At 65.0% G+C, this 21,470-nt stretch carries 18 protein-coding genes and 2 pseudogenes; 11 read left to right on the top strand and 9 right to left on the bottom strand.

Going from position 1 to position 21,470, the window contains the following annotated elements; all coding sequences use genetic code 11:
* The first annotated feature begins 7 nt into the window (after nt 1-7).
* Nucleotides 8-823: an NAD(P)-dependent oxidoreductase gene (locus tag EJ072_RS25490; protein WP_126081831.1), complete on the top strand. Its 816-nt coding sequence runs from the start codon at nt 8-10 to the stop codon at nt 821-823.
* Between the two features lie 8 nt (nt 824-831).
* On the opposite strand, the gene EJ072_RS25485 is transcribed toward EJ072_RS25490, so the two are convergent.
* Both EJ072_RS25485 and EJ072_RS25480 read right to left on the bottom strand, forming a co-directional pair.
* Nucleotides 832-1,809: a membrane dipeptidase gene (locus tag EJ072_RS25485; RefSeq protein ID WP_126081830.1), complete on the bottom strand. Its 978-nt coding sequence runs from the start codon at nt 1,807-1,809 to the stop codon at nt 832-834.
* Nucleotides 1,806-3,254, bottom strand: a complete 1,449-nt coding sequence (locus tag EJ072_RS25480) for an aldehyde dehydrogenase family protein (RefSeq protein WP_126081829.1) — start codon at nt 3,252-3,254, stop codon at nt 1,806-1,808. Before EJ072_RS25480 ends, EJ072_RS25485 begins: the two co-directional genes overlap by 4 nt.
* Before the next feature lie 100 nt (nt 3,255-3,354).
* On the opposite strand from EJ072_RS25480, the gene EJ072_RS25475 reads away from it, so the two are divergent.
* The 6 genes from EJ072_RS25475 (at nt 3,355) to EJ072_RS25450 (ending at nt 9,802) form a co-directional block, all read left to right on the top strand.
* Complete coding sequence (locus EJ072_RS25475; RefSeq protein WP_126081828.1) at nt 3,355-4,263, top strand: LysR family transcriptional regulator; 909 nt, start codon at nt 3,355-3,357, stop codon at nt 4,261-4,263.
* Nucleotides 4,264-4,278: 15 nt separating this feature from the next.
* The gene (locus EJ072_RS25470; protein ID WP_126081827.1) at nt 4,279-5,280 is read left to right on the top strand and encodes an Ldh family oxidoreductase; all 1,002 of its coding nucleotides are present in this window, start codon (nt 4,279-4,281) and stop codon (nt 5,278-5,280) included.
* A complete protein-coding gene (locus EJ072_RS25465; RefSeq protein ID WP_126081826.1) occupies nt 5,277-6,926 on the top strand; it encodes a hypothetical protein in 1,650 nt (549 codons plus the stop codon). The genes EJ072_RS25470 and EJ072_RS25465 overlap by 4 nt, the downstream gene beginning before the upstream one ends.
* Nucleotides 6,923-7,501, top strand: a complete 579-nt coding sequence (locus EJ072_RS25460) for a DUF3726 domain-containing protein (RefSeq protein WP_189343097.1) — start codon at nt 6,923-6,925, stop codon at nt 7,499-7,501. The genes EJ072_RS25465 and EJ072_RS25460 overlap by 4 nt, the downstream gene beginning before the upstream one ends.
* Before the next feature lie 15 nt (nt 7,502-7,516).
* The gene (locus tag EJ072_RS25455) at nt 7,517-8,623 is read left to right on the top strand and encodes an SAM-dependent methyltransferase (RefSeq protein ID WP_126081824.1); all 1,107 of its coding nucleotides are present in this window, start codon (nt 7,517-7,519) and stop codon (nt 8,621-8,623) included.
* A gap of 156 nt (nt 8,624-8,779) precedes the next feature.
* Nucleotides 8,780-9,802, top strand: coding sequence for an aminopeptidase (locus EJ072_RS25450; RefSeq protein WP_126083748.1), 1,023 nt, complete (start codon nt 8,780-8,782; stop codon nt 9,800-9,802).
* Nucleotides 9,803-9,814: 12 nt separating this feature from the next.
* On the opposite strand, the gene EJ072_RS25445 is transcribed toward EJ072_RS25450, so the two are convergent.
* The gene (locus tag EJ072_RS25445) at nt 9,815-11,884 is read right to left on the bottom strand and encodes an FAD-dependent oxidoreductase (protein ID WP_126081823.1); all 2,070 of its coding nucleotides are present in this window, start codon (nt 11,882-11,884) and stop codon (nt 9,815-9,817) included.
* Nucleotides 11,885-12,105: 221 nt separating this feature from the next.
* On the opposite strand from EJ072_RS25445, the gene argE reads away from it, so the two are divergent.
* Entirely contained in the window at nt 12,106-13,263 is a 1,158-nt protein-coding gene (gene argE / locus EJ072_RS25440) for an acetylornithine deacetylase (protein ID WP_126081822.1), read from the top strand.
* Between the two features lie 2 nt (nt 13,264-13,265).
* Here the strand turns inward: argE and EJ072_RS25435 are convergent, their stop codons facing one another.
* From EJ072_RS25435 to EJ072_RS25420, 4 genes are all read right to left on the bottom strand, one after another.
* On the bottom strand, nt 13,266-14,195 hold the full coding sequence (locus EJ072_RS25435) for a LysR family transcriptional regulator (RefSeq protein WP_042647500.1): 930 nt from the start codon (nt 14,193-14,195) through the stop codon (nt 13,266-13,268).
* 178 nt (nt 14,196-14,373) lie between these two features.
* Entirely contained in the window at nt 14,374-15,048 is a 675-nt protein-coding gene (locus EJ072_RS25430; protein WP_126081821.1) for a DUF1028 domain-containing protein, read from the bottom strand.
* A gap of 5 nt (nt 15,049-15,053) precedes the next feature.
* Nucleotides 15,054-15,470 carry a RidA family protein gene (locus EJ072_RS25425; protein ID WP_126081820.1) on the bottom strand — a complete coding sequence of 139 codons (417 nt, stop codon included), beginning with the start codon at nt 15,468-15,470 and terminating at the stop codon, nt 15,054-15,056.
* A 34-nt stretch (nt 15,471-15,504) separates the two neighbouring features.
* Complete coding sequence (locus tag EJ072_RS25420) at nt 15,505-16,779, bottom strand: NAD(P)/FAD-dependent oxidoreductase (protein WP_126081819.1); 1,275 nt, start codon at nt 16,777-16,779, stop codon at nt 15,505-15,507.
* A gap of 227 nt (nt 16,780-17,006) precedes the next feature.
* Between EJ072_RS25420 and EJ072_RS25415 the strand changes: the two are divergent.
* From EJ072_RS25415 to EJ072_RS25410, 3 genes and pseudogenes are all read left to right on the top strand, one after another.
* Nucleotides 17,007-18,338: pseudogene (locus tag EJ072_RS25415) on the top strand (GMC family oxidoreductase N-terminal domain-containing protein); the annotation flags it as partial.
* Nucleotides 18,339-18,435: 97 nt separating this feature from the next.
* Complete coding sequence (locus tag EJ072_RS37020) at nt 18,436-18,612, top strand: GMC oxidoreductase (protein WP_245466989.1); 177 nt, start codon at nt 18,436-18,438, stop codon at nt 18,610-18,612.
* A gap of 292 nt (nt 18,613-18,904) precedes the next feature.
* A pseudogene (locus EJ072_RS25410) lies at nt 18,905-19,685 on the top strand (alpha/beta hydrolase).
* Between the two features lie 75 nt (nt 19,686-19,760).
* Here the strand turns inward: EJ072_RS25410 and EJ072_RS25405 are convergent.
* The gene (locus EJ072_RS25405; RefSeq protein WP_210211660.1) at nt 19,761-20,519 is read right to left on the bottom strand and encodes an ABC transporter ATP-binding protein; all 759 of its coding nucleotides are present in this window, start codon (nt 20,517-20,519) and stop codon (nt 19,761-19,763) included.
* 122 nt (nt 20,520-20,641) lie between these two features.
* On the bottom strand, nt 20,642-21,445 hold the full coding sequence (locus EJ072_RS25400; protein WP_126081817.1) for an ABC transporter permease: 804 nt from the start codon (nt 21,443-21,445) through the stop codon (nt 20,642-20,644).
* Nucleotides 21,446-21,470: the final 25 nt, after the last annotated feature.

Raw genomic sequence — 21,470 nt, 5'->3', positions numbered from 1 at the left:
GTAAACGATGCCGCATTATGAACGTATCCTGATCACCGGCGCCGCCGGCCGGCTCGGCTCGCAGTTGCGCAAGGGGCTGGTGCCGCTCGCCAGGACCATCCGCCTCGCGGGCCGCGAGCCCTTCGGCGATCTTGCGCCCCACGAAGAGGAAGCAGTCTTCGATCTCGCCGACATGGAAGCCACGATCGCAGCGACCAAGGACTGCGACGCGATCGTGCATTTCGGCGGCGCGCCCCTCGAATGCGAATGGCAGACCATCTTGGATTCCAGCATCCGCGGCTCCTACCACATCTATGAAGGCGCCCGGAAACATGGGGTGAAGCGCGTCATCTACGCCTCCTCGGTGCATGCCATCGGCTATCACGAGATCGAGGCGCATATCAGCGTCGACGCGCCCGTGCGCCCCGACAGCCTCTATGGCGTTTCGAAGAATTTCGTCGAGAGCCTGAGCAGGCTCTATTGGGACAAGTTCGGCATCGAGACGGTGTGCCTGCGCATCTTCTCGTCTTTCCCCGAACCGGCCGATCGCCGCATGCTGTGGTCTTATCTCTCCTTCGCCGACTGCGTGCGCCTGGTCGAGGCGTCGCTCACCGCGCCGCGCGTCGGACACACCATCTCCTTCGGCATATCCGACAACAAGCTGAAGATGGTCGACAACAGCGGCGCCGGCCATCTCGGCTTCATCCCGCAGGACAGCGCCGAGCCGTACCGCGCCGCCGTCGAGGCGAAGACGCCTATTCCCGATCCGAAGAGACCCTCGGTGAAATATCTCGGCGGCTGGTTCTGCGAGCTTGGCCACCCGGACGACAAGCCGGCAGAATAGCGCGGCATTCAGCCAGCGGAAGGCAGGCTGTCCCGGATGAAGCGATTCCAGGCGCCGCCGAGCACAAAGGATGTTCCCGTCTCGTCGAAGCCCGCCGCGAGTAGGCCCTGCGAAAGCCCGGGAAAATCGAGGTTCGATCCGAACCAGGACGGCTGAGTCGGGAAGCTTGCAGCGGCTTGGACCTCGCGGGTCCAGCGACCCTCGCGCATCCAGCGCAGGATGCTGTCGGGCTGGTCCTGGCAGAGATCCGAGCCGATGCCGAGATGCTCCGCTCCCATGATTTCAGCCGCTTCCCCGGCCATCTTGCCAAATTGATCGAGTGTCGTGTCCGAGCCGTTCGGAAGATGCAGTGAATAGAGCGAGAGGCCGAGCAGCCCTTCCCTTTCGCGCAATGCCTGCAATACCTCCTTGGACACACTGCGATTGCTGTCGCGGAGCCAGCGCGGGTTGGCGTGGCTGATGACCACCGGACGCTCAGAGAGCGCGATCGCCTCCAGCGTCGTCCGCTCGCCCGCATGCGACAGATCGATGATCATGCCGAGCCGGTTCATCTCGGCGATCGCCTCGCGCCCCATCCGCGTCACGCCGCTGTCTTCCTTCTCCATCCAGCCGCAGCCGAGCAGCGACTGGTTGTTGTAGGTGAGCTGCATGAAACGGATGCCGAGATCGAAGAGCATTTCCATCAGGCCGATGTCGTCCTCGATCGGCATCGGGTTTTGCAGCCCGAGGAAAATAGCCGTCCGGTTCGAGGCTCGCGCCCGCTCGATGTCGCCGGCGTCGCGCGCCAGAAGGATGAGATCCTCATTGTCGCGGAAGCGTGTGCGCCAATCCACCAGATGGCGCACCGTCTCGCGAAAACCTTCGTGATAGCCGACCGTGGCATGGACCGCGGTCAGCCCGCCCCGGCGCATCTCCTGGAAAATTTCGCGCGACCAGTTGCAATATTGCAGCCCGTCGATGAGCACTTGCGGCGCGTCGCCGGTCATTCGCCCGCGCCCGCATGGATGTAGGACGTCTTGACCTGGGTGTAGAACTCGACCGCCGAACGTCCCTGCTCACGCGGGCCGTAGCTCGAGGCGCGAACGCCGCCGAACGGCACGTGATAGTCAGTGCCGGCGGTCGCCAGGTTGACCATGACGCAGCCCGAGCGCGAGGCGTGGCGGAATTTCGTCGCGCGCGCCAGGGAGCGCGTGGCGATGCCGGCCGTCAGCCCATAGGGCGTGTCGTTGGCGAGGAAGATCGCCTCGTCGAGATCGTCGGCCGTCATCACGCAGGTGATCGGCGCGAACATCTCCTCCTGGTTGATGCGCATGCGCGAGCGCCCGTTGAGGAAGACGGCCGGCGCCATGTAGTGCCCGTTATGTGCCAGGTCGAGCGCCTCGCCGCCGGTAGCAAGCTCGGCGCCCTCGCTGATGCCGAGCGTCACATAATCGAGATTGGCCGAGAGCTGCTCTGCGCTGACGACAGGTCCCATCTGGACGCCCGCCTCAAGCGCATGGCCGACCTTCAAGGCCCTGGTTTTCGCCAGCAATTTCTCGACAAAGGCGTCATGGATCGGCCGCTGCACGATCAGGCGCGACGAGGCAGTGCATTTCTGGCCTGTCCCGCCAAAGGCGCCGTTCACGGCAAGGTCGACCGCGCGATCGAGGTCTGCGTCGTCCATGATCACGAAGGGATTCTTCGATCCCATTTCGAGCTGCAGCTTCACGAACCGCGCCGCCGCGAGCGCGGCTATGCCGGAGCCGACGGCGCCCGAACCGGTGAAGCTCAGCCCTTGAATGTCGGCATTGGCGGCAAGCTCGCGGCCGATCGTCGATCCTGACCCCATCACCAGGTTGAACAGGCCTTCCGGGATCGCCTGCCGGCTGATGATCTCGGTCAGCGCCCAGGCGCTGGCGGGGGTAATGCTGGCCGGTTTCCAGACCACCGCATTGCCGAAGGCCAGCGCCGGCGCAATCTTCCAGGACGCGGTGGCGACAGGGAAATTCCAAGGGGAAATGATCGCGACGACGCCGAGCGGCTCGCGCTCGATCAGGACATCCACGCCGGCCCGGACCGAGTCGGTGGAGGCGCCGAGATTGCGCAGCGCCTCGGCTGCGAAATAGGTGAAGAACTGCCCGGCGCGATAGACCTCGCCGATCCCTTCGGGCAGGGTCTTGCCCTCCTCGCGCGAAAGCAACTCGCCAAGCTCCTTCGAGCGCGCCATCAACTCGCGTCCGATGGCGTCGAGAACGGCGGCCCGCGCCTCCAGCCCCGCCGCCGCCCATTCGCGCTGCGCGCCTTGCGCCGCCGCAACGGCGTCATGGATGTCGGACGGTCGCGCCTGGGCAAAGCGCCCGACGATGTCGGTCACATCCGATGGATTGAGGTCCTCGACCCAGTCGGCGCCGTCACGCCATTCGCCGGCGACGAAGTTCCGACCGTTCAGCATCCTGTTCGACCTGCATCAATTCGGTTGACAACAACCTAAGCAATGCTGTGAACTTCAATCAAGCTCAATTTTTGGCACAAACGTTCAGGCAAGCTTAACAGTGACCAAAACCATCAGCCTGACCGGCATGCGCAGCTTCGTCGCGGTCTGCGAGACCGGCGGCGTGCGCGCCGCTGCCGATCAGATCGGCCGTACGCCGTCCGCCGTGTCGATGACCTTGAAGCAACTGGAAGACGATATCGGCGCGCCACTGTTCGAGAGCGAGCGCAAGGGCGCGCTCTCGCCGGTCGGCCGCATCGTGCTCGACGAGGCGCGCGCCATGATCGCCCATTACGATCGCGCCTGCCTGGCGATGACCAGCTACGCCGCGGACCTGCAGGGACGCTGCGACGTGGCAAGCGTGCCTTCGGTCGCCGTGACGTTGCTGCCGCGCGCGATCGCCCAGCTTCGCGCCGAGGGCAGCAGTTTCGACATCCATGTCCGCGACAGCGATTCCAGTGCCATCGTCGAGGCGGTGGAAAACGGCATGGTCGAGGTTGGCCTTTGCGTGCTTGCCAGCAAGCGGCCGCAGCTCAGTTTCGAGCCTCTGTTCCAAGAGCCGCTCGATTTCGTCTGTCCGGTCGATCATCCGCTGGCGACATCGAAGCGCCCGTTGAAATGGGCGCAGCTTGAAGGCGAGAGCTTCATCCGCAATGGCGCGGCCGAAGCACTCGGGCTTGCCGAGACCGAGGCGCTTGCCGCCGGCTCGAAACTCACCGCGACCAATGTGAGCTCCAACCTGGCGATGGTGGAGGCCGGGCTCGGCGTCACCATCCTGCCCAGGCTCTGCCGCTGGAAATGCAGCCATGCCGTGCGCTTCGTCCCGCTTGCCGATCCACGCTCGAGCCGGAGGGTCGGCTGGATCGCCAGGGAAGGCCGGAACCTGCAGCCCGCGTCTCTGCGCTTCATCGAATGCATTCGCCAGCAGACCCAGGCGGGCGAGAAAGAGTTCGGCTATGCCGCGGCATGATTGGTGGATGACTGGATGACACGCCTGACAGAAGTCCGCATCGAAACGCTCGCCCGAGAAGCGCTGACCCGACACGGCGCAAGCGAGCGGCAGGCCGAGGCGTTGGCCGCCGGCATCGCGGCGGCGGAACGCGACGGCTTGAAGTCGCACGGGCTGATGTATCTGCCGACCTATTGCGAGCACTTGACCTGCGGCAAGGTGCTGGGACTGGCCGAGCCGCGCCTGACCCGGCCTGCCCCGGCCGTTGTCGCCGTCGATGCCGGCAACGGCTTTGCCCACGCGGCAATCGCCCTCGGCCTGCCGCCGCTGATCGAAGCGGCGCGCTCCCAAGGTGTCGCCGCGCTCGCCATCCGTAATTCCTACAATTGCGGCGCGCTCGGCTATCACACCGAACGGATCGCTCAAGCCGGCCTGGTCGGGCTGGGTTTCACCAACGCGCCGGCCTCGATCGCGCCCTGGGGCGGCCGCAAGGCAGCCGTGGGCACAAATCCCTTGTCGCTCGCCGTCCCGGACGGACAAGGCGGCGCGCGCTTCGTCATCGACCAGAGCGCAAGCGTCGTCGCCAAGAGCGAGGTCATCAAGCGCGCTCGCGCCGGCGAACCGATCCCGCCCGGCTGGGCCTTCGATGCGAGCGGCGAGACGACGACCGACGCAGGCGAAGCGTTGAAGGGCACCATGGCGCCGGCGGGCGGCTACAAGGGCGTCGGCACCGCATTACTGGTGGAGATCTTTGCCGCATGCCTGACCGGGGCAAATCCAGGGCTTGTCGCCAGCCCCTTCTCCGGCACGGCCGGAGGGCCACCCGGAACCGGCCAGTTCTTCCTGGCGGTCTCGCCCGAGGCCACGTCGGGCGGCGCGTTCGCCGGCAATCTGGAAACCGTCGCCGGCGCCTTCATCGGCGAAGCGCGGCTTCCCGGCACGAGGCGCTTCGGCGCGCGCGAGAGCAATGCCCAAGGCATCGAGGTGGCGGCCGAAACGCTCGCCACGCTGGAAAAACTCGCAGGGATCGCCGCATGACGGCGATCGCGCTGCGCCCGCCGGAGGTCGTCATGCGCCTTAAGCGGCTTGGCGCGGCGCATCCGACGCGGCTCAGCTTCCTGCGCCAGTTGATCCGCCGCGCCGCCAGGGAGAAATGGCGTGTCCGCAAGCACCTGTTCGACCTCGACGACAATGGGTTCGGGCGCGCGGTCTATGCGGTCGAGACGCCGGCAAGGATATACAGCCTGGTCGCGTTCTCCACGCCGCTCGACGACGAGAAGCGCTCGGACCGCGTGATCGCGCAGGCCTGGGACACGAGCTACGTGCTCTATGACGGATTGCCGGACGCCGCCGACATCGCCCGGCTGGAGGCAAATGCGCCGCTGCAGGAGGCGGGCCGCTACACCAGCCGCGAACTGGTGCTGGCGCGCGCGAACAAGAGTGTCAGGCTCTTCGAGGACGTCGCCGCGGCGCTGGCGCAGGGACAACAGCCGGATGAGGAGCAGTTGCTCGGCGTCGGCTATCTGCTTCGCACCACGGCGGTCTACGGCAACGGCAAGTTCGGCATCGTGGATCGCGACGAGATATCCTCACGGCCGGAGCTTGCCGGATCCTTCCAGGCTGAAATGCTCACCGTCTGGCTGATCCGGTCCTTCACTTTCGACCTTGTCGATCACATTGCCCGTCGCCGCAATCCGGCCGGCGCGGCAAAGCTGGCGCCGGACCTGCGCCGGGCGCTCGGTGTGGGCAACGCGACCGGACTCGGCATGGCGCCCTTCCTCGTGCGCCATCCGCTGTTGACGCATAGCTGGTTCCTCGCCCGCGAAACCGCGCTGGCGCGGGTGCGCGCCGAACCACATGCCGGCGCGGCGGAACGAGACGCCTTCTCGAACGCGCTCGCCGATCTGCGCCGGCGCGTTGCCCGCTGGCACAGCGACGATAGCCGCCAGGCCACGGCAACCCGAATATTGGCCGCCGATCTCGGCGCGCTGTCGGAAAACCTCGATCAGCTTCTGGCGAAGCCGCGGCCTTGGGATGCGCTCTATCGCTTCGCTGAAGAGAATTTCTCGCTGGAAGGGCAGGAAGCCTGCGTCTCCCTCATCCTCGAACCGCACGGCACCTTGATCGACGACCTCGGCGACACGATGAAGGCCGACGAGACGCCCGGCCATGCCATAGAAGGCGGCATGGGTTGCGCTTTGCTTCGCCGGGCACTTCTCGATTCCTATTCCTGGGCGATGGCAATCGACTTCGCCGAGCCAGCCGCCAGCGCGCGCTTCTGGTATGTGTCGGCAGAAAAGCTAGAGCCCCGGCTTGGCGAACGCTTCGAGGAGGATGGCGCCGAGCTCGAACAGCCCCTGGCCACCGCGCGCGACGCGCTCGGCCTGGCGGCCGCGCTGGCAAAGGAGCCGGCCTCGGCCAGTGTAGCCGACTTCCTGCTGCGCTGGCCCGAATGGCGCCATGCGGTGCGACGCGCCCAGATCGTCGCGCAATTTCCCTATGCCGAGATCCACGACAATCTGATCGGCGCTGAATTGCGGCCCGTCGACATATTGCGCGCCAAGCTGGCGTTCTTCGGCGCGCAGAGCTTCGATCCGCGCTCCGACCGCTGGCTGCGCATCGCGCTGTTCAGCGGCGAGCCGCTGATCGAGGATGTCGCCACGATGGCAGGAGGGGCCGCGTGATCGACCTTTCGTTCAACGAGGTGGAAACGCTGAGCGCCAAGGCGGCGCGGGGCGCCGGATTTTCATGGGGATTGGCCGAGGATGTCGGCCGCGCGGCGCGCCGGATCGCGGCCGAGGACGACAACTGGGGCAAGGCCATGCTGAGCCTTGCCGAACAAGCACAATCCTTCGAGCCTCCCAGCCTTGCCCGCGCGGCGCGCTGGCGGAGCGGCGAGACTGACGCCGCGACTGGAGGGCCGCTCTGTCCCATCCAGACGGCGGCCCTGCTGCTCGACGAACCGCCTCCAGCGAACGTTATGCCGCTGACGATCCTGGATGTCGGCCTGCCGGTCTGGTTCGACGCCATGCTGCGCCGCTCACCCATGCGCGTAGCGCGGCCCGTGGGGCTGGCGACGCGCGCCGATGTCGTCATCGAACGCCGCGCCGAAACCGAGCAGCCAGCCACAGGCCGGCGCGGCGCGATCGACGAGCGGACACTTGCGGCGCTCAATTCCTTCGCCGCCAGAACCTATGTGCCGGAAAGCGAAAGATCGCGCGTGCGTGGTGCCGGTGGCGGCCGGGTGGACGATGAATAACAAGGGGAGAACAAAATGAGTGCAGCCGACGGCCAGAAGATCGCCATGCGTGGCGCAGGCTACTATTCGGCCAATACCGTCGGCGCCAAATACGTCATCGACAAGGTCGGCGATCTCGTCATCGAGGCTGTCGCCAGGATGCCCCGACTGGCCGACGGCCTGCCCTTCGCCATCGCCGATTTCGGCGCCGCCGATGGGGGCACTTCCATGGACATGATGCGACGGCTGATCGGCGCCGTTCGGGAGAGGGAACCGAACCGGGCGATATCGATCACCTATACCGACCTGCCCCATAACGATTTCTCGACCTTGTTCCGGCTCAGCCAGGGCCTTCTTGGAACCTCCACCGAAGCGCCGCTGGCCGAGACGCCCGGGCTTTACATCTTCGGTAGCGGCACCAGCTTCTACCGCCAGATCCTGCCGGACAATTCGCTCTCCTTCGGCTTTTCCGCGACGGCGATGCACTGGATCAGCAAGCGGCCGTGCATGATCGCCGACCACGTCCAGGCGGTCGGTGCAAGCAATGCCGAGCGCGAGCAGTTCCGCGCCCAGGCGCTGCGCGATTGGGAGACGATCCTGCTTGCCAGGGCGCGCGAATTGCGATCAGGCGGGCGGCTTGCGCTGGCCAATTTCTGCATCGACGAGGAAGGCCGCTATCTCGGACATACGACGGGCGCCGACATGTTCGACAGCTTCGCCCGCCATTGGCGCGACCTGCTGCGGACCGGGCGGATCAACGAGGCGGAATATGTCAACGCGACGTTCCAGCAGTTCTACAAGACACCTGAGGAGTTCGCCGCGCCGTTCCGCGATCCCGCTTCGCCGGTGTCGCAAGCCGGGCTGAAGTTGGAGACGATGTTCACCATGGTGACGCCTTGCCCATATGCCGAGGCGTTCCGCACCCATCGCAATGCGGGGGATTTCGCCCGGGCCTATGTGCCGACGCTGCGCTCCTGGTCCGAGACCGTTTTCGCCAACGCGCTCGATCCCGCGCGACCGCCAAGCGAACGCTCCGCGATCATCGACGATTTCTACGGCGCCTATGAAGCCGACGTCGCGCAAGCTCCCGAAGGCCATCGCATGGACTACGTCCACTGCGTAACGGAGATCGTCAAGTCTTGACGGAGCGGCAAGCGCCGCGCCGCCCGCTCGAGGTCTTGACGAAAACAGGTGCGCCTGTTTGAGACTCGGCGAGCAAGGGGACATTCGCTCCCGAGGAGATGAGCAGGCGGTGGGCAAGCTTTGAAGCGCGTTTTTCGATTGCTTGCTGCTGCGATCATGGCGTCCGGTGTGACCGGCTGCACCAGCATTTCCTACTACGCGCAGTCGCTGGAGGGCCATGTCGAGATCATGGCCGCGCGGAAAAATGTTGGAAAACTGATCCGCGATCCCTCTACGCCCAAGGCGCTGCGCGCCAAGCTGACATCGGCCACCGCCATCCGCCGCTTTGCCACGGAAGAACTGGCGCTGCCCGACAACAGCAGCTACCGCAGCTATGTCGATGTCGGCCGCAACGATGTGACCTTGGCGGTCTTTGCCGCGCCGCAATTCTCGCTCGCGCCGGTAACATGGTGCTTTCCGGTGTTCGGCTGCGTTCCCTACAAGGGCTACTTTTCGCGCAAGGACGCGTTCGAAAATGCCGCCGCGCTGCAGCGGCGGGGGCTGGACGTCTATGTGACGGGTATCACGGCCTATTCCACGCTGGGCTGGTTCAGCGACCCGCTGCTCAGCACCATGCTGCGCCAGAACGACACCTATCTCGCCAGCCTTGTCTTCCATGAGCTGGCGCACCAGAAAGTCTATGTGAACGGCGACTCCGCGTTCAACGAGGCCTTCGCGGTTTCCGTCGAAACCACCGGCACGAGGAAATGGCTGCGCGCCACCGGCAATCGCGCCGGATTGCGCAGCTACGAAGCCGATCGCAAGCGCAAGGCGGATTTCCTCGGATTGATCTCGAAGACCCGGGACGAGCTGAAACAGGTCTATGGAAGTCCCCGCGGCCCGGAGCAGATGGCGGCCGCCAAGGCAGCCGCGATCGACAGGCTGCGGATGCGCTACCGGCAGATGCGCGACAAGCGCTGGGCTGGATACCGCGGATATGACGCCTGGTTCGACAGCCCGATCAACAACGCGAAGTTCGCCGCCACTGCCGTCTACGGCGAACAGGTCCCGGCCTTCCTTCGCCTGTTCGACTTGTGCTCCGGCAACTATCCGAGATTCTACGCCTCTGTTCGACGTATAGGCGCCTTGCCCGCGCCCTCTCGTGCCGAAGCGCTCAAGGCCGCGACGACGTGTGATTGAGCTGAGCCGGCGTTAATTCTCCGCCAGCGCCGTCACCTCACGCCGGAAGGGCAAGGCATCGCCGATATCGGCCTCGTCCAGTTCCCGGGCGAAGCGGTGGCCGGCATAGGTAGCCCAGGCGATCGGCCCCGGCGCCTCGGCATCGCCGATGACCTTGATCGAACGTATGCCGTTGTCGGCCCATTCGTTTTCCCGGGCTTTCAGTTCGCGCCAGACGGTGTCGTCCTGATTGCGCGACGTGACCAGAACGACGGCATCGGCCGCCAGCTCCTGCCGCGCTCCGGTATAGACGCAGGCCGTGATGACGCCGCCCGACACGATGCTCGTGACGGTCCGGTTGAGGACGATATCGACACCCAGCTCCGCCAGGCGGCGGTGGATGGCGCCCTGCTCCAGCGTGTTGCGGGTCCAGTCCGACACATAGGCCGATGGCGTCACCAGGGTCACCTTGGCGCCCCGCCGCGCCATCAGTTCGGCAAGAACTCCGCCCATATAATAGTGGTCGTCGTCGAACAGCACGACATTGCCGGCCGGCACCTTGCCGTCCATCAGATCGTCCGGCGTGTAGACCGGCATGGCGGCGTCGATCGGCATCGGCACGACATGCGCGCGTGCCACGCCGTCGCGCCGCCAGGTCGACCCGGTGGCGATGGCGACATTCTGGAAGCCGAAGGACAGGAGGTCGTCCGCCGACAGCCGGCTCTGAAAATAGATGTCGACATTGGGCATCTGGCTGATCTGGTATTGGCGATAGTCGCGCACCCTGCCCCAGGCGGACAGGCCCGGCAGCAGGCACTCGCGCGCCACGCGCCCGCCGAGTTCGGTGCCCGCTTCCGCCAAGGCCACCTGATAGCCGCGCAGGCCGAGCGCGCGGGCGGCCTCCAGCCCGGCGGGCCCAGCGCCGACGATCAGCACGCTGTCGCTGTCACCCTTGGCCTGCATGCGCTCCGGATGCCAGCCCTTGCGCCATTCCTCCATGAAGGTCGGATTCTGCGTGCAGCGCGAGATGGACATGGTCATGTCTCCGGTGATGCAGATGTTGCAGCCGATGCATTCGCGTATGTCCTCGATGCGGCCCTCCTCGACCTTCTTCGGCAGGAAGGGATCGGCGATCGACGGGCGGGCGCAGCCGATGAAGTCGAGCGTGCCGGACTTGATCATCCTCACCATCACATCCGGCGAGGTGAAGCGGCCGACGCCGACGACCGGCTTCGAGGTCAGTTTCTTGATGCCGGAGACGAGGCTCTCCTGCGCTGCCTCTTCCTTGAAGCGCGAGGGTCCCGAGCAATCCTCCCAGGCGCCGTGGGCGAGGTCCCAGAGATCAGGCAGCTCGGCATGCATCTCGATCATGTCGCGGACTTCGGAATTGGCGAAGCCAAGCTCGCCGATCATCTCGTCCAGCGACAGCCTGAGCGTCAGGCCGCAGGTATCGCCGATCGCGTCCCGCCCTTCCTCGATCAGCTCGCGCATCAGCCGCGAACGGTTCTCCAGCGAGCCGCCATATTCGTCGCTGCGCTGGTTGGTGGCGGTGGACAGGAAATGCTGGATGATGCCGAAACCATGCGCGCCGTAGAGGCACACAAGGTCGAAACCCGCCTGCCTGGCGCGCTTGAAAGCGTTGCGGTGCCAGCGGCGCAGGTCGCGTATATCCTGCTTGTCCATGGCGCGCGCCTGCACCGGATCGTTGGTGAAGGTGCGGATCGGCAAAGCCGACGGCCCGCGCGGAACCTCCTTGGTGTAGAGGTTGGGGCCATTGATGCCGGAATAGGCGAGCTGGATGCCGGCCAGCGCGCCATATTCGTGCATGGCTTTCGCCATCTTGGCCAAAGCCGGAATGTCGGCGTCGTCCCACAGGCGGAGCTCGATGAAGGGCGTGATCTCCGAGGTGTGGTGCATCTCCGTCTGTTCGGTGAAGATGACGCCCCATCCGCCTTCGGACTTCATGCGGCGCATCTCGGCCGCGGCCGACGGATCGCGATAGCCGCCGCCATTGCAGTGCGGAACCTGGTAGAAGCGGTTCTTGGCGGTCACCGGACCGATCTTCATCGGCTCGAACAGAATGTCGTAGCGTGGGTCGCGCATGGTACTTCCCTTCTCGTCGGCTGGCGCTGCCGATGCTCCGGAGACTACTCATAAGTTGGCGCCGGCGCGGGAAAACTACGGAATTCTTCTGCGCGGGTTAGGACATGCCTAATCTCGCGTCGCCGGGATTAGGCTGCAATGAATCGAAGCTGAGCCAAATGCGACTTCAGGGCGGTCATCGCCCGATGTAGACAGCCGGTTGCGGCAACGGGACAAGGCACATGGGCAGCATCGATATCCTCGAACGGCTGATAGCCTTCCCGACAGTGAGCCGCGAGTCGAACCTCGACCTCGTCAGTTATGTGGCTGACTTGCTCGAAACGAGCGGCATAGCCAGCCAGCTCATCCACAGCGCCGACGGCCACAAAGCCAACCTCTTTGCCACCATCGGCCCGTCCGACAGGCCCGGCATCATGCTGTCTGGCCATACCGACGTCGTTCCTGTCGACGGCCAGAACTGGACGCTGCCGCCATTCTCCATGACCGAACGCGACGGCAGGCTCTACGGGCGCGGCGCCGCGGACATGAAGGGCTTCGTCGCCTCAGCGCTCGCGGCCTGCCTCAAGGCAGCGAAGATGCCGCTGCGCACGCCCTTGCATCTGGCGCTCTCCTATGACGAGGAGGTCGGCTGCCTCGGCGTGCGCGACCTGATCGACATGCTGAGCGCCGCACCGCAACGCCCGCTGCTCTGTATTATCGGCGAGCCGACCAACATGCAGGTGGCCACGGGGCACAAGGGCAAGCTCGCGGCGCGCGCCGTCTGCAGGGGACGCGAAGGCCATTCGGCTCTTGCTCCGCTGGCGCTCAACGCCATCCATCTCGGCTGCGATTTCGTGCGCGCCTTGCGCGAGGAACAGGACCGGCTTGCCCGCGACGGCGCGCGCGACGGCGACTACGACATTCCCTACACGACGGTGCATGTCGGCAAGATCAATGCCGGCGTGGCGCTCAACATCGTCCCCAACCTCTGCGTGGTCGATTTTGAGATTCGCAACGTCGCCGCCGACGATGCCACGGGCATCCTCGACAGGCTGCGCAGTGCGGCCGCACGCATTGCCGCGGATGCCGCTTCGATCGCCCCCGAAGCGGCAATCGACATCGAGATCACCAACACCTATCCGGGCCTCGACACGCCGGCAGCTTCGGAAGCGGTCGCGTTCGTAAAATCGCTGACCGGCGCCAACGACACCATGAAGGTCGCCTTCGGCACGGAAGGCGGATTGTTCAGCCGCGATCTCGGCACGCCTTCCGTCGTCTGCGGTCCGGGCTCGATGGCGCAAGGACACAAGCCGGACGAATATGTCAGCGTCGAGCAATTGCGGCGCTGCGACGAGATGCTGGAGCGACTGCTGTCGCGGCTCACCGACGGCTGGCCGTAACCTCACTTGACGATGCGCTCCGTCCCGAAGACGCCTTGTTCGACGACGAAGCGGCGGCAATGGTCGATGAAGGCTTGCACCGTCAGCGTGCGGTGCTCGGCGTTGGGCAGCGCAATGCCCATGGTCAGCGGCCTGATGTCGCCCAGCAGGGGAACGAAGACCAGCAGCTTGCCGTCCGGCGACATGGCGTTGAGCGGCCGCATATTGGCGATGCCGTAGCCGAAGCCGTTGGCCACCATCGAGCGCATCACGGCGATGTCGCCGGTGCGCTCGGCGATCCTGGGCCGCAGGCCTTGGAACGCCGAGAGGAAGTATTCTCGGCTGTAGGGCAGATCGAGCAGCACCATCGGCTCGTCGACCAGTTCCTCGGGCGTGATGCCCGCCCTCCCCGCCAGGCGATGCGCGGCCGGCAGCATCACATAGGCCGGCAGTTGCATCAGCGGCTCGAACGTCATGTCCTGCGACAGTTCCAGATCGTAGGTGAGCGCGGCGTCGATTTCGCCACGCTGCAGCATCTCGAACAATTGCCCCTGGTTGCGCTCGAATTGCCGGACGCGCACATCCGGATAGGCGTCCTCGAACTTTTTGCGCAGCGCCGGCAGCACGATCTGCGCGAAAGTGAGCAGGCAGCCGACGGCCAGCGGCCCGCGCACCTTTTCGGCGATATCGCCGGCAATGTCGTGCAGCGCATCGGCATCGTTGAGCAGGCGCGCGGCTTCCTTGAGGAAGAGGCGCCCTCCCGCCGTCAGCGCCAGCGCATGCGAGTGCTTGCGCACGAAGAGCTGAACGCCGAATTCGGCCTCGAGTTGCGCGATCGAGGCCGAGATCGACGGCGGCGAGACGTTCACCTGCTCGGCCGCCTTGGCGATCGAGCCGGCTTCGCCAACGGCGACGAAATATTCGAGCTGTCTGAGCGTGAAACGGAGCGGCATGGTCCTATGTTGCCGGTTTGCACCCGGCGATCAAGTCGCGGCCGCTCGGTACTTGATTCAGGCGGTCTTCAGAACGCACGACGTTCGCGGCACGCCGCGCATCGACCATCGCACCTATTCTGGATGCCGGGTCGAGCGGGTCGCCGGGTTTCGTATGCCGACTCCGGAACTGGTCGGACTACTCGTCACCGGGCACGCCGTAGCTCGGCGCATCGGACGGATTGAGGGCGCGGGTGACGTAGGCATCGAGCTGCGGTTTGTAGATCTCCCACAGCGTTGCCAGCTGCTCGATCGGGCAATCCTCCGTCCAGTCGCAGCGCAAATCGGCGACCGGCCAGGACACATCGCGCACCAGCTTCATGCCGGCGGAGCGGACAGGCCCCGCTTCGCCACCCGCCTTGAGCGCGGCGCGCATCGTGGCGATCAGCCGGTCGCCGAGATGGCCCTCGGAAGCGAGGAAGGCATAGACCATGGCTTGCGGGACACCGTCATTCGCGAGCAAATTGCCGCCGCAGGCGACGTCCTCGCCGCGTGCCTCAGCCCAGATACCCAGCGCCTTCGGCCCGGAATGGATCGCGCTGCCGCCGGCCGCGTCGACCGCCAGCACCTGCCGGTATTCGCTGAAGGCGGCCGTGCGCTTGATAATCGCGACCGCCTCGGCAGCGGAGGCGTCCCGCGCCATCAGCTCCAGCGCCTTTGGCCCGAGCGTAGGGTCGGTGACGTTCTGGCTGGCGACCGCCCCGACGCCCGCCTGCGCATAGGCGCAGCGCGCCGCGACCGCGGGAGACGACGAGGACACCGCCACACCGAACATGCCTGTGCGCCGGCATCGCGCGACGATGGAGAAGGTCATGGCGCTCAGTCAGGGATGACGGCGGTGCCGTCGATCTCGACCAGCCATTCCGGCCGCGCCAACGCCGACACGACCAGCCCGGTCGAAACCGGATGCACGCCCTTGATGTATTCACCCATCGTCCGGTAGACGGCCTCGCGATGGCGGACGTCGGTGATGTAGACCACCACCTTCACCAGATGCTCCATCGTGCCGCCGCACTCCTCGATGAGCTGCTTTATATTCTGCATGACCTTGTGCGTCTGCTCGGCCGGATCATGGCTGTCGATATTCTTGGCCGTATCCAGGTCCTGCGGGCACTGTCCGCGCAGATAGACGGTGCGGCCGCCGCGCGTGACGACCGCCTGGCAGAGATCGTTGTCAAGCTTCTGCTCGGGATAGGTTTCCTTGGTGTTGAATTTGCGAATTCGCGTATGCGCCATCTTGGTCTCCAATTGGGTCGGGCTCGCAGCTTTGTCAGGCGTCCACGGGCTCGCGTTTCGCGGCGGCATGGTAGGCGAGATATTTGCGCTGCGTCGAGATACGGTCGGCGACATGCTTGGCATCGTGCCAGACGCCCCAGATGAAGCTCGACCCCCTGCGCGACTGCCAGGGCAGTCCCAGGAAATAGATCCCGGGTTCGGTTGACACGCCGCGATGGTGCCTTGGCCGGCCGTTCTCGTCGAAGGCATCGACCTTCAGCCAACTGTAGTCAACGGCGAAGCCCGTCGCCCAGATGATCGTCGCGATCTCGGCCTTGGCCAGATCGAGCTCGAGGACCGGATTGGTCACGCAGTCCGGATCGGGGTCGATCTTGCGGAGAGCGGGTTCTTCCGGAAGGTCGAGACCGTTGCGCGCGACATAGGCATCGGCTTCGTCCAGCAGCGACATCAAATTGGCGTCGCCTCGCGCAATGTTCTTCGCAAGATCCGGCGCGAAACTCATCACGCCGTCCTGGTATGCCTTCGTCATGCCGACGAGGGTGAGCCCCTGCGCGGCCAGGCGGCGGAAGTCGATCGTCTCGCCGCCGCGCGCGCCGCTCACAGCGATGGTGACATGTTCCGTGCCAGGCCCTGGCGTTTCGAGGTCCCATTTGCCGAGCACGCCCAACCACCAGCAGAAGTCGCGCCCGCGATAGGAACGTGGCGGACGATCGTGCGGGCCGACCGAGAGATAAACGCGCCTCCCGGCGCGCTGCAGCTCATCGGCAATCTGCACGCCCGAAGATCCCGCGCCGACCACCAGCAGCGCGCCCTTCGGCAACTGTGCCGGATTGCGGTAGGCGCTGGAGTGGATTTGCAGGAGGCCGGCACCGGCAGGAACGAGAGAGGGGATGACAGGAACCTGGAAAGGTCCGGTCGCGGCGACGACACTGTTGGCTTCGATCACGCCATCCGACGTCTCGACGCGGAATCCCGGACGGCCGATATTCCTCTGCACGAGCTTGACCTCGACGCCGCAGCGGATCGGCGCGTTGATCTGCTTTGCGTAGGTGACGAAATAGTCGGCGACCTCCTCCTTGGGCGGGAAGCCGTCGGGACCTGTCACGGGAAACTCCATGCCCGGGAACCGGTCGTGCCAGGCCGGGCCGTTGGCGACCAAGGAGTCCCAGCGCTGCGAGCGCCAGCGCTCGGCAATCCGGCCGCGCTCAAGGACGAGATGGGGCACCCCGCATTTGCTCAGGTGCTCGCTCATGGCCACCCCCGCCTGGCCGCCGCCAACGACAAGCGTGTCTACCGTCTCAACCGACATGCTCAGTCCTTTTTTGATTAACCGACAGCTTCCGCCGCGCGGGATGAAACCGACTTGGGCCATGGTGGATGCAGACAGGCTGCGCCATCCGACCGCTTCTGGCGCTCACAAGTAGCAGCACGTACCAGCGCGGGCCCATAACGAATCTCCGAAGTCACGCGTAACCATTTCCGAATTTCTCGCACCGAGAGACGCACCTAGAGTTCCGGAATTCTCGAGGGGCTGGGATGCAGACTGAGAGCTTTGACTACATCGTCGTCGGCGCCGGTTCGGCCGGTTGCGTGGTCGCCAATCGGCTGAGCGCCGATCCAGTAGTCAAAGTATGCCTGATCGAGGCCGGAGGCAGCGACAACAGCCTGCGGGTCAAAGTGCCGGCAGGCATCCTTTCGCTCTATGGTAACCCGAACTACGACTATTGTTTCGTCGGCGTGCCGCAGGCGCACCTCAACAACCGCAGCATTCCGGTCAACCGCGGCAAGGCGCTGGGCGGATCGAGCTCGATCAACTCGATGGTTTATATTCGCGGCGCCGCCGAGGACTATGACGAGTGGGCGGGACTCGGCTGCGCCGGCTGGTCCTATCGCGACGTGCTGCCCGTGTTCAGGAAGCTTGAGCGCAACCTGCTCGGCCAGGACCCGCGCTATCACGGCACCAGCGGCGAACTGCTGGTCGACAATCCGCGCGATCCGAACGTGCTTTCCAGCATTTTCGTCAAGGCCGGCAAGAACGCCGACCTGCCCGCCAACACCGACTTCAATGCCGAAAGCCAGTTCGGCCTCGGCATCTACAATGTCACCCAGGATCGCGGCCAGCGCTTCAGCAGCTTCAGCGCCTTCATGCGCCCGGTGCTCGACCGCAGGAACCTGACATTGCTCAGCCAATGCGAGGTGATCGATCTGGTCATCGCCGAGGGTCGCGCCACTGGGCTGCGCGTGCAGCATCAGGGCCAGCAGAAGACGTTCTCGGCCGACCGCGAAATCGTGCTTTCGGCCGGCGCCATCAATTCGCCTAGGATCCTCCTGGCCTCCGGCATCGGACCGGCGGCTGAGCTGCAGCAGATCGGCATCACGCCGGTGCTCGACCTTCCGGGCGTCGGCAAGAACCTGCAGGATCATGTCGACGGCATGATCACGGTGCGCTCCAAAAGCACCAGGACGCTCGGCCTGTCGCTCGCCAACCTGCCGCGAATGGCGGCGGCGCCTTTCCAGTATTTCGCGCGCCGCAAGGGCATGCTCACCACCAACTATGTCGAGGCCGGCGGCTTCGCCAAAACCAGGTACGCCAACGGCCTTCCCGACATCCAGTTCCACTTCGTGCCCGGATATCGCAGCCATCGCGGCAGGCTGATCGAATACGGTCACGGCTACGCCATTCATACTTGCGTGCTGAGGCCGAAAAGCGTGGGCGAGATCAGGCTATCGCGCGACAGTTCCCGCCGCGACGTCCTTATCGACCACCGCTTCTTCACGCATGAGGACGACGCCATGGTGCTGGTCGAAGGCATCAAGATCGCACGCCGGATTTTTGCCTCGTCCGAATTCGACGCGGTGCGCGGCAAGGAGATGCTTCCGGGCAAGGATATAAGCAGCGACGACGAGATCCTCGCCTATCTGCGCCGAGGCGCTGACCGTCTATCACCCGGTCGGGACCTGCAAGATGGGAACGGACGACATGGCCGTCGTCGATCCCTTTACGCTGAAGGTTCGCGGCGTGGACGGGCTTCGAGTTGCGGATGCCTCCGTCATGCCGAAGCTGATCGGCGGCAACACCAACGCGCCAAGCATGATGATCGGGCAGAAGGCTTCGGAGATGATCCTTGGTAGGGGCGCGTAACGGCGAACGGTAAAGATCGCCTCGCCTTCGAAATTGGGCCGTTCGGCATTTCGCTGAGCTGCCCGATTGTTGCCCAGAACCGGGGAGCGCCCTTGCAACCCGTAGCGGCCGCGAATGCGGTGATGCGCCAATTTTTCCGGCGAGACCCCCGACCGAGGCGGTCACGAAGCCGTGACGGCCGTAACGAAGGTTCCGCAGGTTGCGAAGACTGGGCGTAGACGCCGCGCGAAGCACTTCCAGCGCGGCTCGGCCAAGCATCGGCCGCCCCCGCAAATCTCTCAAGGAACCCACGATTATGATGAATCGGCGCACTTTCTCCACCACGCTTGCCGCCGGAATGGCCACGAGCCTCCTTGCCAGCTCACCCACGGCGCGAGCGCAGACGAACCCGAAGCTGCGCAATGTAGTGATGGTTCATGGCGCCTATGCGGATGGTTCGTGCTGGTCGGACGTGGTCGGCATCCTGCAGCAGGCCGGCTTCAGGCCAACCGTCGTCCAGCACCCGCTGACCACGCTGGAGGCAGGCGTCGAGGCAACGCGCCGCGCGATCGCTCTCCAAGGATGGACCGACGGTGCTTGTTGGACATTCCTTTGCTGGCATGATCGTCACGGAAGCGGGGATGGACCCGAAGGTCTCCTCGCTCGTCTATGTCGCGGCGCGCGCGCCGGACGCCGGCGAAGATTACACGGCGCTCGCCAAGACCTTTGCGGCGCCACCGGCTTCCGCCGGCCTCGTCTGGTCCGAAGGCTACGGCAAGCTCAGTGAGGAGGCTTTCCTGCGGGATTTCGCAGGCGGTATTCCGCACACGAAGGCGCGTATCCTCTATGCCGTCCAGGGGCCGATCTCGGACAAGCTTTTCACCGGAAAGACGACGCAGGCGGCCTGGCGCTCGAAGCCAAGCTGGTATGCCGTATCGACGGAGGATCGCACGATCAACCCTGATCTCGAGCGCTTCATGGCAAAGCGGATGAACGCAAGAACCATCGAGGTGAAGGCAAGCCATTTGTCGCTCATCTCTCACCCGCACGAGATCGCCCGGCTTATCTCGCAAGCCGCCGGACAGCTGAGCTGACAGGCTGATCGGGTCCGGGGCGGCAGACGTCCGCCGCCTCGGGTTCGGGCGTTCGATGCTCCCGACTATTTGCCCTCAGTGATCCTCGTCGATCTCATCGTGCAGGAGGCCGAGGATGCGGCGCTTGAGCGCGATGAAGTCGGGTTCGAGGATCACGTCCATCGAACGCGGCCGCGGGATGTCGACCTTGATCTCGGCCTTGATCTTGCCGGGCCGGGCCGTCATCACCAGGACTCGGTCGCCCAGCACCAGCGCCTCATCGATATCGTGGGTGACGAAGAGCACCGTCTTCTGCTGCCGCTCCCAGACGCGCAGCAGCAGCTTCTGCATGGTGCCGCGCGTCTGGCTGTCGAGCGCGCCGAACGGTTCGTCCATCAGCAGCACGGCCGGGTCGTTGGCAAGGGCGCGCGCGATCGCCACGCGCTGCTTCATGCCGCCTGAGAGTTGCGCCGGATAATGATCGGCGAAGGGCGCAAGGCCGACCTCGTTGAGATACTGGTCGACGATCTGCCTGCGCTGCTCCGCCGGCAGACCCTTGCGTTTCGGTCCATATTCGATGTTGGCGCGCACCGTGAGCCAGGGAAACAAGGTATAGCTCTGGAACACCATGCCCCTGTCGGGACCTGGCTCGATCACTTCCCTGCCGTCGACCTTGATGCTGCCCGAGGTGGCGTCATTGAGCCCGGCGGCCAGATAGAGCAGGCTGGATTTGCCGCATCCTGACGGACCGACGATGACGCAGAATTCGTTCTTGGCGACCTGCAGCGACACATCGTCCAGCGCCAGCACGCCATTGGCGTCGCCATAGCGCAATGTCACGTCCTCGATGCCCATGGTGGTGCCGGCCGAACGCTGATCGCCGGCTGCATGGGCCGTGCCAGCCGGGTTGTTCGCATTGATGGTTTCGGTCATCACTACCCTTGATCCGGCTGCGGTTTGCGAGGAGGCGTTCATAGTCAGGCTGCCCATGGCGCGACCCTCGCCCGGAGAATGCGGAATGCCGTGTCAGTGATGAGGCCAAGAAGCCCGATCGCAGCGATCGCCATGAAGATCACATCGACCTGGAAGCCGCGCATCGCTTTGAGGCTGATATAGCCGAGGCCGCTCGACGCCGCGACCAATTCCGCCACGACCAGGTAGGTCCAGGCCCAGCCCATGGTGACGCGAAGCGTGTCGAGGATCGCCGGAAGCGCTGCCGGAAAGATGACGTGCCACACCGCTTCGCTACGCTTGGTGCCCAAAGTGTAGGAGGCGTTGACCAGGTCCCGGGAGACGCTGCGCGCGCAGTCGGAGATCATCACAAGCTGCTGGAAGAAGGTACCGAAGAAGATCACCGCTATGCGCTGCTCGATGCCGATTCCGATCCACAGGATGAACAGCGGCACGAAAGAGGTCACAGGCAGGTAGCGGATGAAATTGACCAGCGGCTCCAGCGGCGCCTGCACCGCCCGGTAGGTACCCATCCACAGCCCTAGCGGCACCGCGATCGCCGAGGACACGATGAAGCCAAGGATCACCACCTTGGCGCTGGTGAAAGTGTGATAGAAAAGACTGCCGTCGAGCGACATGCGATAGGCCGTCTGCAGCACGGTTCCGGGCGTCGGCAGGAACATGTTCGGCACGACGCGGCCGTAGGACAGAAGAGCCCAGCCGCCGATCACGGCTATCCACATTGCCAATGCGAGCGTGGTTGCGGTGCTGGCGGGAATGTTGGCGAATGGGGTCGTCAGGCGTGTCCACGCCGTCCGCCTCTGTGCCATAGGATGGCCTCCGTAGATTTAGGCG

The sequence above is a fragment of the Mesorhizobium sp. M2A.F.Ca.ET.046.03.2.1 genome, assembly GCF_003952425.1.
GTDB lineage: Bacteria > Pseudomonadota > Alphaproteobacteria > Rhizobiales > Rhizobiaceae > Mesorhizobium.
Note: the sequence above shows the minus strand (reverse complement) of the source record. Positions and strands in the feature narration are given on the sequence as shown.